Source organism: Enterobacter sp. GD03975 (assembly GCF_029838645.1).
GTDB lineage: Bacteria > Pseudomonadota > Gammaproteobacteria > Enterobacterales > Enterobacteriaceae > Enterobacter > Enterobacter quasihormaechei.
The window spans coordinates 57,845-70,366 of sequence record NZ_JAOBZC010000017.1; the positions used below are offsets into that span (position 1 = coordinate 57,845).

Sequence of the window (12,522 nt, forward strand, 5' to 3'; positions counted from 1 at the left end):
GTGACGCCCCTTTCGTCGCAAACGCAGCACAAGGATTTGACGTTTCGCTGGCAGTGGAGTCTCCACCACGCTTACGGACTTTCAATAAAAATTTTCAGGGGATGTTTTCTATGTCTACGCCATCTGCGCGTACCGGCGGTTCACTTGACGCCATGTTTAAAATTTCTGCTCGCGGCAGTACCGTGCGCCAGGAAATTGTTGCCGGTCTGACCACGTTTCTGGCGATGGTGTACTCCGTCATCGTGGTGCCGGGCATGCTCGGCAAAGCCGGCTTCCCGCCCGCAGCGGTCTTCGTTGCCACCTGTCTGGTCGCGGGCGTTGGCTCCATCGTGATGGGGCTGTGGGCGAACCTGCCGCTGGCGATCGGCTGCGCCATCTCCCTGACCGCGTTTACCGCTTTCAGCCTGGTGCTGGGCCAGCAGATCAGCGTCCCCGTAGCGCTCGGCGCGGTGTTCCTGATGGGCGTGCTGTTCACCGTGATTTCTGCCACCGGCATCCGCAGCTGGATTTTGCGCAACCTGCCGCAGGGCGTGGCGCATGGCACCGGTATCGGTATTGGCCTGTTCCTGCTGCTGATTGCCGCCAACGGCGTGGGTCTGGTCATCAAGAATCCGCTGGACGGCCTGCCGGTTGCGCTGGGTAACTTTGCGAGCTTCCCGGTGATCATGTCGCTGGTGGGGCTGGCGGTGATTATCGGCCTGGAAAAACTGAAGGTGCCGGGCGGCATTCTGCTGACCATTATCGGCGTGTCCATCGTCGGGCTGATCTTCGACCCGACCGTTCACTTCTCCGGTATTTTCGCCATGCCGTCGCTGAGCGACGACAACGGCAACTCACTGATCGGCAGCCTGGATATCGTGGGCGCGCTGAACCCGGTGATCCTGCCAAGCGTGCTGGCGCTGGTGATGACGGCGGTGTTTGACGCCACCGGCACCATCCGCGCGGTGGCGGGGCAGGCTAACCTGCTGGATAAAGACGGCCAGATCATCGACGGCGGCAAAGCGCTGACCACCGACTCCCTGAGCAGCGTCTTCTCTGGTCTGGTGGGCGCGGCGCCTGCGGCGGTGTACATCGAATCCGCAGCGGGTACGGCAGCAGGCGGCAAAACTGGCCTGACGGCCATCACCGTTGGCGTGCTGTTCCTGCTGATCCTGTTCCTCTCTCCGCTCTCCTACCTGGTGCCTGCGTATGCGACCGCGCCAGCGCTGATGTACGTCGGCCTGCTGATGCTGAGCAACGTGGCGAAAATCGACTTCGCGGATTTTGTCGACGCCATGTCCGGCCTGATCACCGCAGTATTCATCGTGCTGACCTGTAACATCGTGACCGGCATCATGATCGGCTTCGCCTCGCTGGTGATTGGCCGCCTGGTCTCCGGTGAGTGGCGCAAGCTGAACATCGGCACCGTGGTGATCGCCGTTGCGCTGGTCGCCTTCTACGCGGGCGGCTGGGCAATCTAAATTATCCATTGATGCGAAAACGGGTGGCTCAGGCCGCCCGTTTTTATTTTCAGGACTCATCCCGTTGCCTTTTGCGTTACTCTGGAGAGGATAGAATAAGAGGCACGACGCCTCAGGTTTGGCTTAAAAAGAAACACAGCAAACAGGGAACGCATGGAAATTTTCTTCACAATACTCATCATGACCCTTGTGGTCTCATTATCCGGGGTGGTTACACGCGTACTGCCCTTCCAGGTCCCCCTGCCTTTAATGCAAATAGCCATCGGCGCGCTGCTGGCGTGGCCGACGTTCGGCCTGCACGTGGAGTTCGATCCGGAACTGTTCCTCGTGCTGTTTATCCCGCCGCTGCTGTTTGCCGATGGGTGGAAAACGCCGACGCGCGAATTTCTTGAGCACGGGCGAGAGATCTTCGGTCTGGCGCTGGCGCTGGTGGTCGTTACCGTGGTCGGGATAGGTTTCCTGATCTACTGGGCCGTACCGGGTATCCCGTTAATTCCCGCCTTTGCGCTGGCCGCCGTGCTGTCGCCGACCGACGCCGTGGCGCTGTCCGGCATCGTAGGCGAAGGGCGCATTCCAAAGAAAATCATGGGCATTTTGCAGGGTGAAGCGTTGATGAACGACGCTTCCGGCCTGGTGGCCCTGAAGTTTGCCGTGGCGGTAGCCATGGGCACCATGGTCTTTACCATTGGTGGCGCGACCCTGGAATTCTTCAAGGTGGCGATTGGCGGGATCCTCGCAGGCTTTGTGGTGAGCTGGCTGTACGGTCGTTCGCTGCGCTTCCTCAGCCGCTGGGGCGGCGATGAACCGGCGACGCAAATCGTTCTGCTGTTCCTGCTGCCGTTTGCCTCTTATCTGATTGCCGAACATATCGGCGTGTCGGGCATTCTGGCAGCGGTAGCCGCGGGGATGACCATCACCCGCTCCGGCGTGATGCGCCGCGCGCCGCTGGCGATGCGCCTGCGTGCAAACAGTACCTGGGCGATGCTGGAATTCGTGTTCAACGGCATGGTCTTCCTGCTGTTGGGTCTACAGTTGCCGGGCATTATGGAATCTTCGCTGATCGCGGCAGAAGCCGATCCGAACGTTGAAGTCTGGATGCTGTTTACCGATATCGTGCTCATCTACCTTGCGCTGATGCTGGTGCGTTTCGGCTGGCTGTGGACGATGAAAAAGTTCAGCGTCCGCTTCCTGACGAAAAAGCCGATGGAGTTCGGCTCCTGGACCACGCGCGAGCTGCTGATTGCCTCTTTCGCCGGTGTGCGCGGGGCGATCACTCTTGCCGGTGTGCTCTCCATTCCGCTGCTCCTGCCGACGGGCGACGTCTTCCCGGCGCGTTACGAACTGGTATTCCTGGCGGCGGGCGTGATCCTCTTCTCGCTGTTTGTCGGCGTGATTATGCTGCCGATTCTGCTGCAACACATTGATGCGGGTGACTCTTCGCAGCAGCATAAAGAGGAGCGGATTGCCCGCGCGGCGACGGCGGAAGTCGCGATTGTCGCCATTGAGAAGATGGAGGAGCGTCTGGCAGCCGATGCCGAAGAGAACATTGATAATCAGCTGCTGAAGGAAGTCAGCTCACGCGTGATTGGTAATTTGCGCCGTCGTGCTGACGGACGTAACGACGTGGAAAGTTCATTGCAGGAAGAGAACCTCGAGCGTCGTTTCCGCCTGGCGGCGCTGCGCTCCGAGCGTGCCGAGCTGTATCACCTGCGCGCGACGCGTCAGATCAGCAACGAGACGCTGCAAAAGCTGCTGCACGATCTGGATCTGCTGGAAGCGCTGTTGATAGAGAATCAGTAGCGCGTTGTTGCCCGGTGGCGCTGCGCTTACCGGGCCTACATTTGAACCGTAGGCCGGGTAAGGCGAAGCCGCCACCCGGCACTATTCAGACCGCACCCAAAACCCCTCACAACATTGCAGCCACGCCTGTGCGCTGTGCGACAGATACACCCCTTCACGCCAGATCATCCCTAACTGCCAGTGCAGGTCGCTCTCCAGCGGGATCCAGCGCAGCGTGTTTTTATCCAGCCGTTCGCAAATCGGCTGCGGCAGAATGGCAATCCCCACGCCCGCCTGGACCATTGCCGCGAGGAAATCCCACTGGCCGCTGCGCACCGCAATGCGGGGCTTCACGTTATGGTGATTAAACAGCGCCATCAGCTGGCGGCTTAAGGCGAAATCTTCGTTGTAAATCAGCAGCGGGTGCTCGCCGAGCCGCTCGGGGTTCACCGACTCAACCTTCAGCCAGTCGCCGGAGCGAGGCACCAGCACGCACAGCGGATGGCTGAACAGCGGCAGCGTTGCCAGCCCGCTCTCTTCCTCCACGGGAAGGGCCGTCATGGCCACGTCCAGCTCGCCGTTGATCACCGCCTGCTGCACGGTCAGGCCGCCAAACTCAGAAATTTTAAGCTCAACGCCGGGGTAGCGCTGGCGGAAGAGGCTTATCGGCCCGGCCATCATCATGCCGACCATCGGCGGAATGCCGAGCCGCAGCAGCCCTTTTGTCAGGTGATTAATGTCGCCAAGCTCGGCCTCCAGCTGGCGGAATTCTGCCAGGATCGCCAGCCCGCGCTCGAACACCACGCGCCCGGTATCGGTCAGCAGCAGCTTGCGTCCGTCACGAATAAGCAGGGTACAGTTCAGCTCGTCTTCGAGGTTTTTCAGCATCTTACTGATGGTGGGCTGGGTAACGAACAACTTCTCCGCTGCGCGGGTAAAACTTTGCTGGCGAACCACCTCGACAAAATAGCGCAGCGTTCTTATGTCCATGATTATTCCTCGAAACTATACCTTCGATGATTTTAATTCATTTCAGTCGATGACGTACGCTCACTATACTGGCGCCTCGTCTCAATTCTGAGGAAAAAACCCATGGCCGTGGCGTTAAGCCGTGTTACGCCTGCCGTTGTGCAACGACTCCAGGTCCCGGTTCAGGTACTGCTCTACGCGGGACTGTTTGTTTTTGCGGAATATCTTGTCGACTGGCTGCACCTGCCTTTACCCGCCAACCTGGTGGGGATGGTACTGATGCTGGCGCTGATCCTCTGCCGCGCGTTGCCCCTCAGCTGGGTGCGCGCCGGCGCGCGCTGGCTGCTGGCGGAGATGCTGCTGTTTTTCGTTCCTGCCGTGGTGGCGGTGGTGAACTATGCGCAGCTGCTGATGGTCGACGGCTGGCGCATCTTCGCGGTCATCGCCCTGAGCACGCTGATGGTGCTGGGGGCCACCGCCTGGGTGGTGGATAAAGTGTACCGGTTCGAAATCAGCAGGCAAAAGCATGACTAACTTTCAGATAAGCGTGCTGTGCCTGATCGTGACGGTCATCATCTACTTTGCCAACAAGCGCCTGTATCGCCGCTTTCGCACGCTGCCGCTGATGCCGCTGGTCTTCACGCCCATCCTGCTGGTGCTGATGCTGGTCTTCGGCCATATCTCCTGGCAGAACTACATTGGTGAATCCCACTGGCTGCTGTGGCTGCTCGGCCCGGCGACTATCGCCTTTGCGGTGCCGGTGTATGACAACCTGGCGATTATCAAACGCCACTGGATGTCGCTCAGCGCGGGGGTCGTCACCGCGACGGTGGTGGCGGTCTGTAGCTCCGTCTGGCTGGCGCGGCTGTTTACCCTCTCCGATGAAATTCAGCGCAGCCTGGCCGTGCGCTCGGTGACCACGCCGTTTGCGCTGGCGGCCGCCAAACCGCTCGGCGGACAGCCGGACCTGGTGGCGCTGTTTGTGGTCGTCACCGGCGTATTCGGCATGGCGGTGGGCGATATGCTGTTTCTGCGGCTGTCCATTCGGGAAGGGATGGCGAAAGGGGCGGGCTTTGGCGCGGCGTCGCACGGTGCGGGAACGGCGCGTTCGTATGAACTCGGTCAGCAGGAGGGCGTGGTGGCAAGCCTGGTGATGATGCTGTCGGGCGTGACGATGGTGCTGATTGCGCCGCTGGTGGCGTGGGTGATGTTTTAAGCTCCCCGGCCAGCATGACCGGGGAGAAAGGCTTAGTGCGCGCGGCCCTGCTCAACGCCCAGGCCGGTTTGCGAGCGGATAAACTGGGCGCGGAACTTCTCACGCTCCAGGTTACCCTCCGGCGAGTTGTCGGTGGCCGAGAAGAACCAGATCCCGATAAACGCCACGGCAATGGAGAACAGCGCCGGGTATTCATACGGGAAGATAGCGCTTTCGTGACCAAGGATCTGCACCCAAATTGTCGGGCCGAGGATCATCAGAACCACCGCCGTCAGCAGCCCCAGCCAGCCGCCAATCATCGCCCCACGGGTGGTCAGCTTTGACCAGTACATGGAGAGCAGAATGATCGGGAAGTTACAGCTCGCCGCAATCGAGAAGGCCAGCCCTACCATGAAGGCGATGTTCTGCTTCTCGAAGAGAATGCCCAGCAGAATGGCGACCACGCCCAGTACCAGCACGGTGATTTTGGAAACCTTCAGCTCGTCGCGCTCGCTCGCGCCTTTACGGAAGACGTTGGCGTAGAGGTCGTGCGATACCGCAGACGCGCCCGCCAGCGTCAGCCCGGCGACCACCGCAAGGATGGTGGCGAAGGCCACGGCGGAGATAAAGCCGAGGAACAGGTTACCGCCCACCGCGTCGGCCAGGTGCACCGCCGCCATGTTGTTACCGCCAATCAGCGCGCCCGCCGCGTCTTTAAACGCCGGGTTCGCCCCCACCAGCATGATCGCGCCGAAGCCGATAATGAAGGTCAGAATGTAGAAGTAGCCCATGAAACCGGTGGCGTAGAACACGCTCTTGCGCGCTTCACGCGCGTCTGACACGGTGAAGAAACGCATCAGAATGTGCGGCAGCCCCGCAGTACCAAACATCAGGCCGAGACCGAGCGAGAGCGCGGATATCGGATCCTTCACCAGCCCGCCCGGGCTCATGATCGCTTCTCCTTTCGGGTGTACCGACATCGCTTCGGTAAACAGGTTATTGAAGCTGAAGCCGACGTGTTTCATCACCATGAAGGCCATAAAGCTGGCGCCGAACAGCAGCAGCACGGCTTTGATGATCTGCACCCAGGTGGTGGCCAGCATGCCGCCGAACAGAACGTACATCACCATCAGCACGCCCACCAGCACCACCGCGACGTGATAGTTCAGGCCGAACAGCAGCTCGATCAGCTTGCCTGCGCCCACCATCTGGGCAATCAGGTACAGCGCCACGACCACCAGCGAACCGCAGGCGGACAGCATGCGGATAGGGCCTTGCTTCAGACGGTAGGAGGCCACGTCTGCAAAGGTGTAGCGACCAAGGTTACGCAGGCGCTCGGCAATCAGGAACAGAATGATCGGCCAGCCGACGAGGAAGCCGAGGGAGTAGATCAGGCCGTCGTAGCCGGAGGTGTAAACCAGCGCGGAGATCCCGAGGAACGAGGCGGCAGACATAAAGTCACCCGCAATCGCCAGCCCGTTCTGGAAGCCGGTTATGTTGCCGCCCGCGGTGTAGTAATCGTTACGGGAGCGCACGCGTTTCGATGCCCAGTACGTAATGTACAGCGTCAGCACCACGAAAATCAGGAACATGACGATAGCCTGCCAGTTGGTGGGCTGGCGCTGAACCTCGCCGGTAAGGGCATCCGCCGCCTGGGCAGCAAAGGGAAGTGTGGCGGCAAGCGCCGTCAGGACTCGCTTCATGATGCTTTTACCTCTTGCAGTACTGCTTTATTAAGACGATCGAATTCACCGTTCGCACGCCAGACGTACACACCCGTCAGCACAAACGAAATAACGATAACGCCAATGCCAATCGGGATACCGCGCGTAACGCTGGTTCCGGCGTGCAGCTGCGTCCCAAGCCACTGCGGCGCAAAGGCGATCAGCAGAATAAAGCCGACGTAGATAATCAGCATGATGATGGAAAGGATGAAGGCAAACCGTTGCCGTTTTTCGACGAGCTCCCTGTAGTGCGCACTATTCTCTATCTGCTGACAAATATCATGATTCATCACAGAAATCTCCAGAGGTAAGGTTGGTTTGTTTTATCCCCTCTCCCCTATGGGGAGAGGGTTAGGGTGAGGGGAGAGGGAGAAAAGATTATGATGGCATCGCGATGGCCTGCTTCTCTTCGAGCAGTTTGTCCACCACGCCAGGATCGGCAAGCGTTGAGGTATCGCCGAGGTTGCTGGTATCGCCTGCCGCGATTTTGCGCAGGATACGGCGCATAATCTTGCCGGAACGGGTTTTCGGCAGCGAGTCTGTCCAGTGCAGTACGTCCGGCGTGGCAAGCGGGCCAATCTCTTTACGTACCCAGTTGCGCACCTCGGTATACAGCTCCGGCGACGGCTCTTCACCGTGGTTCAGCGTGACGTAGGCGTAAATCGCCTGGCCCTTGATGTTGTGCGGAATGCCAACTACCGCCGCTTCGGCAATCTTCGGATGCGACACCAGCGCGGACTCAATCTCTGCCGTACCCAGACGGTGGCCGGAAACGTTCAGCACGTCGTCCACGCGTCCGGTGATCCAGTAATAACCGTCTTCATCCCGGCGCGCGCCGTCGCCGCTGAAGTACATGTTTTTGAAGGTCGAGAAGTAGGTCTGCTCGAAGCGCTCATGGTCGCCGAACAGGGTGCGTGCCTGGCCTGGCCAGGAATCGACGATCACCAGGTTGCCTTCGGTGGCGCCTTCCTGCGGATTGCCTTCGTTGTCCACCAGCGCAGGCTGCACACCGAAGAACGGGCGGGTGGCCGAACCGGCTTTCAGCTGCGTGGCGCCCGGCATTGGCGTGATCATGAAGCCGCCGGTTTCGGTCTGCCACCAGGTATCCATCACCGGGCACTTCTCATTGCCGATTTTCTTCCAGTACCACTCCCAGGCTTCCGGGTTGATCGGCTCGCCTACGGAGCCGAGGATGCGCAGGGAAGAGCGGTCAGTTCCCTCGATGGCTTTATCCCCTTCCGCCATCAGCGCACGGATTGCCGTTGGCGCGGTGTAGAGAATGTTAACCTGGTGCTTATCAACCACCTGGCACATGCGCGCCGGGGTCGGCCAGTTCGGTACGCCTTCAAACATCAGCGTCGTTGCGCCGCAGGCCAGCGGGCCGTACAGCAGGTAGCTGTGACCGGTGACCCAGCCCACGTCGGCGGTGCACCAGTAGATATCGCCCGGATGGTAGTCGAAAACGTATTTAAAGGTCGTCGCGGCGTACACCAGATAGCCGCCGGTGGTGTGCAGTACGCCCTTCGGCTTACCGGTGGAGCCGGAGGTATAAAGGATAAACAGCGGATCTTCCGCGTTCATCTCTTCCGGCTGATGCTGATCACTCGCGTTTTCAATCAGATCGCTCCACCACAGGTCGCGCCCCTCGTGCCAGTCGATGTTGCCGCCCGTACGTTTGAAGACAATGACGTTATTGATGGACTTCACGTTCGGGTTTTTCAGCGCTTCATCGACGTTTTTCTTCAGCGGAATACCGCGACCGGCGCGCACGCCCTCGTCAGCGGTGATCACCAGCTTCGAATTAGAGTCAACGATGCGTCCGGCAACCGCTTCAGGGGAGAAGCCGCCGAAGATCACGGAGTGGATCGCACCGATGCGCGCGCAGGCCAGCATAGCCACCGCGGCTTCCGGCACCATGGGCATATAGATAGCCACCACGTCGCCTTTTTTAATGCCCTGGGCCAGCAGCACGTTGGCAAAGCGGCAGACGTCGCGGTGCAGTTCTTTATAGGAGATGTGTTTGCTCTGAGAGGCGTCGTCGCCTTCCCAGATAATGGCTGTTTCGTTGCCGCGTTCGGCAAGATGGCGGTCCAGGCAGTTCGCCGTCAGGTTCAGCGTGCCGTCTTCATACCATTTAATGGAGACGTTACCCGGCGCGAAAGAGGTGTTTTTTACCTTCTGATAAGGTTTGATCCAGTCGAGGATGTGGCCCTGCTCGCCCCAGAACGCGTCAGGGCTGGAAATAGACTGCTGATATTTCTCCTGGTACTGCTCCGGGCTTATCAGGCAACGGTCCGCAATGTTTGCGGGAATGTCGTGTTTGTGTATTTGGCTCATGGCTTTTTTTCTCCTTGTAAGATGTTAATAATATGTCGCAAAAACGTTAATAGTAGGGGCTTTACAAGCTTTGTTTAGTATTTGGGCGACAGATCACGCATTGTCTGAAGCGTATGAAAATTGAGCGAATGAAACTTTGAAGGGAAATAATTCATCTAAAGAATTATTCACTTTTTTGCAGTGAAAATATTTTGTATAACAAACGGTTATTTATGCGAATTGCTATAAATTACCGCCAGTGACCCTTTTTGCAGTGAAATGCCTTGTTCTTTAAGGCTTGCGCAGCATGCCGTGCAAATGATACTCATACGGCGCGTTAAAAAATCCCATAAACCAACGCAACACAATTCATACCCTTTCAGTATGTCTCCATATTCATGCAGTTTTGCTGGTGCGGAGATTTCATTGAGGAAGTCAGTTTCTATGAAAAATTTGAAAGTCAGCCTGGCCTGGCAGATCCTGCTGGCCCTTGTGCTGGGCATCTTGCTGGGCAGTTACCTCCATTATCATAGCGACAGCCGCGAGTGGCTGATTGCGAACCTTCTCTCCCCTGCGGGCGATATCTTTATTCATCTGATCAAGATGATTGTGGTGCCCATTGTGATCTCGACGCTGGTGGTCGGAATTGCCGGAGTAGGTGATGCGAAGCAGTTAGGCCGCATCGGTGCAAAAACCATTATCTATTTCGAAGTGATCACCACGGTTGCCATCATTCTTGGCATCACCCTGGCGAACGTATTCCAGCCAGGTTCCGGGATCGATATGTCGCAGCTGGCGACGGTGGATATTTCGAAATATCAAAGCACGACCGCTGACGTGCAGAGCCACGCTCACGGCCTGATGGGCACGATCCTGTCGCTGGTGCCCACCAACATTATCGCGTCGATGGCGAAAGGCGAGATGCTGCCGATCATCTTCTTCTCGGTACTCTTTGGACTGGGGCTCTCCTCCCTGCCGGCAACGCACCGTGAGCCGCTGGTGACCGTGTTCCGCTCTATCTCCGAAACCATGTTCAAAGTCACCCACATGGTCATGCGCTATGCGCCGGTTGGGGTCTTTGCGCTGATCGCCGTGACCGTGGCGAACTTCGGTTTTGCCTCCCTGTGGCCGCTGGCGAAGCTGGTGATCCTGGTGCACTTCGCCATTCTGTTCTTCGCGCTGGTGGTGCTGGGGATTGTGGCGCGCCTGTGCGGGCTGAGTATCTGGATCCTGATCCGCATCCTTAAGGATGAGCTGATTCTGGCGTACTCCACCGCAAGCTCCGAGAGCGTGCTGCCGCGCATTATCGAGAAGATGGAGGCGTACGGTGCGCCAGCGTCGATAACGAGCTTCGTGGTGCCGACCGGCTACTCCTTTAACCTGGATGGCTCGACGCTGTACCAGAGTATTGCGGCGATCTTTATCGCGCAGCTGTACGGCATTGACCTGTCGCTGTGGCAGGAGATCGTACTGGTTCTGACGCTGATGGTGACCTCAAAGGGCATCGCAGGCGTGCCGGGCGTCTCCTTCGTGGTGCTGCTGGCGACGCTGGGCAGCGTGGGTATTCCGCTGGAAGGCCTGGCGTTCATCGCCGGTGTGGACCGTATCCTCGACATGGCGCGTACCGCGCTGAACGTGGTAGGTAACGCGCTGGCGGTGCTGGTTATCTCCAAGTGGGAACACAAATTCGACCGTAAAAAAGCGCTGGCGTATGAACGCGAGGTGCTGGGTCGTTTTGATAAGACGGCTGACCAGTAACATCCTAAGCCCGGTGGCGCTGCGCTTACCGGGCCTACGGGTTTTGTAGGCCGGGTAAGGCGAAGCCGCCACCCGGCACGTTATTCTCCGCTCAACGCATCAAACTCCTCACACCCCGTATCAAACCCTTCGGTACAGCTCAGGTTTAGCCAGTAGAGCGCTTTCTGCGTATTCGGCGTGATAAACCCTTTCTCCCCCTGCTGGAACAGCATTCCTGCCCAGTACTCCGCATAACCGGTACGTGACAGTGACGAGCTGCGTTTAAACCACGACGCGGCCTGCGCGTCATCCTGAGGGACGTCAACACCGTTGGCATAAATCAGCCCCAGCAGCAGCTGCGCGTCCACCGCCGCGTCGCTATCGATATCTTCGGTCGCCGATTGCAGGAGCTTGATGGCCTGGGGATAGTCGGTTTTACCCGCCTGCGTGTTCACCAGAATGCGCGCCAGCATAATTGTGCCGCGCTTGCTGCCTGCGATGGTGGCCTGCTGCGCCAGCGTTTTGGACTGAGCATAATCCCCCTGCGTAAAGAGGATCTGCGAGAGTAACCCCATGGCGTCAATATCACCGCCTTTCGCGGCTTTCTCGGCCCACAGCGCTGCCTGTATTTTGTCACCGGAGCTGAAGTACGTATCGGCGAGATAATACTGCGCGCGCGCATTGCCCGCTTCAGCCTGCTTTTTATACTGGCCGCCAATCTCATCGGCATGGGCAAATGCGGTTAAAAAGAACAACATCAGAAAAAGGGTTTTCATGGATTCTTATCATCTGGGTACACGCCGCGCAGTATAATCGCGGCGACAGAAGAAAAAAACGGGTGCGTTAAGACCTCAGCATCCCACAAGCCGGGCGGAACACGCGTTCCGCCCGAAGAGGTTAGCCCGCGGTGCAGGCTAATTTTGCCGCCACCTCCTGATGTTCACTCTTTATTGAAAACTCACATAACTTATCGCGAGTAATAAAGGTAAAGATCACTATCGTCAGGCAAATAATAAAGACGATGCCTAACGCAGTTTTTAATGGCGTCATGCCTTTTACTCCTTGCTTACAAAAGAATAAGAGGCTACTCTCAACCTGTTGGTTGTTGAGGGGTAGCCTCGGGTAAATAAAAATTTCCCGGGGCTTTCCACTTTCTGTCCCTCAACAATGCTCAAGACAGAAAGTCTTAAGCACCCGCCGCATATCTTATCCCTCTGAATTAAAATGCAAAGATGTAATTTATTTACGCGCAAATTACATTTTTCTGCGAGACGCCTTCAGAAATATATATAGATGTAATTAATATTGATGCCAGAAATAATAATGGGGTGAATATCTCACC

Annotated in this window: 11 protein-coding genes; 5 read left to right on the forward strand and 6 right to left on the reverse strand. The window is 57.9% G+C overall.

Annotation, left to right across the window (positions count from 1 at the left end; genetic code table 11):
• Positions 1 to 110: 110 nt before the first annotated feature.
• A complete protein-coding gene (ghxP, locus tag N5C09_RS19955; RefSeq protein ID WP_279749733.1) occupies positions 111 to 1,460 on the forward strand; it encodes a guanine/hypoxanthine transporter GhxP in 1,350 nt (449 codons plus the stop codon).
• Between the two features lie 153 nt (positions 1,461 to 1,613).
• Entirely contained in the window at positions 1,614 to 3,260 is a 1,647-nt protein-coding gene (locus N5C09_RS19960; RefSeq protein ID WP_063449847.1) for a Na+/H+ antiporter, read from the forward strand.
• Positions 3,261 to 3,341: 81 nt separating this feature from the next.
• Here the strand turns inward: N5C09_RS19960 and N5C09_RS19965 are convergent, their stop codons facing one another.
• Positions 3,342 to 4,229 (reverse strand): LysR family transcriptional regulator, encoded by an 888-nt coding sequence (locus N5C09_RS19965; protein ID WP_063449846.1) that lies wholly within the window; start codon positions 4,227 to 4,229, stop codon positions 3,342 to 3,344.
• Between the two features lie 102 nt (positions 4,230 to 4,331).
• On the opposite strand from N5C09_RS19965, the gene N5C09_RS19970 reads away from it, so the two are divergent.
• Both N5C09_RS19970 and N5C09_RS19975 read left to right on the forward strand, forming a co-directional pair.
• Positions 4,332 to 4,742: a CidA/LrgA family protein gene (locus tag N5C09_RS19970; protein ID WP_063865496.1), complete on the forward strand. Its 411-nt coding sequence runs from the start codon at positions 4,332 to 4,334 to the stop codon at positions 4,740 to 4,742.
• Positions 4,735 to 5,424, forward strand: coding sequence for an LrgB family protein (locus tag N5C09_RS19975; protein ID WP_279749734.1), 690 nt, complete (start codon positions 4,735 to 4,737; stop codon positions 5,422 to 5,424). The genes N5C09_RS19970 and N5C09_RS19975 overlap by 8 nt, the downstream gene beginning before the upstream one ends.
• A gap of 32 nt (positions 5,425 to 5,456) precedes the next feature.
• On the opposite strand, the gene actP is transcribed toward N5C09_RS19975, so the two are convergent.
• From actP to acs, 3 genes are all read right to left on the reverse strand, one after another.
• Positions 5,457 to 7,106, reverse strand: a complete 1,650-nt coding sequence (actP, locus tag N5C09_RS19980; protein WP_107534475.1) for a cation/acetate symporter ActP — start codon at positions 7,104 to 7,106, stop codon at positions 5,457 to 5,459.
• On the reverse strand, positions 7,103 to 7,417 hold the full coding sequence (locus N5C09_RS19985; RefSeq protein WP_279749746.1) for a DUF485 domain-containing protein: 315 nt from the start codon (positions 7,415 to 7,417) through the stop codon (positions 7,103 to 7,105). The genes actP and N5C09_RS19985 overlap by 4 nt, the downstream gene beginning before the upstream one ends.
• Before the next feature lie 88 nt (positions 7,418 to 7,505).
• The gene (gene acs / locus N5C09_RS19990; protein ID WP_279749735.1) at positions 7,506 to 9,464 is read right to left on the reverse strand and encodes an acetate--CoA ligase; all 1,959 of its coding nucleotides are present in this window, start codon (positions 9,462 to 9,464) and stop codon (positions 7,506 to 7,508) included.
• Between the two features lie 423 nt (positions 9,465 to 9,887).
• Here acs and gltP point away from each other — a divergent pair, with 423 nt between their 5' ends.
• The gene (gene gltP, locus N5C09_RS19995; RefSeq protein ID WP_063449840.1) at positions 9,888 to 11,201 is read left to right on the forward strand and encodes a glutamate/aspartate:proton symporter GltP; all 1,314 of its coding nucleotides are present in this window, start codon (positions 9,888 to 9,890) and stop codon (positions 11,199 to 11,201) included.
• Between the two features lie 80 nt (positions 11,202 to 11,281).
• Here the strand turns inward: gltP and N5C09_RS20000 are convergent, their stop codons facing one another.
• A complete protein-coding gene (locus N5C09_RS20000; RefSeq protein ID WP_279749736.1) occupies positions 11,282 to 11,956 on the reverse strand; it encodes a tetratricopeptide repeat protein in 675 nt (224 codons plus the stop codon).
• Positions 11,957 to 12,077: 121 nt separating this feature from the next.
• Positions 12,078 to 12,230 carry a Hok/Gef family protein gene (locus N5C09_RS20005; protein ID WP_063865490.1) on the reverse strand — a complete coding sequence of 51 codons (153 nt, stop codon included), beginning with the start codon at positions 12,228 to 12,230 and terminating at the stop codon, positions 12,078 to 12,080.
• Positions 12,231 to 12,522: the final 292 nt, after the last annotated feature.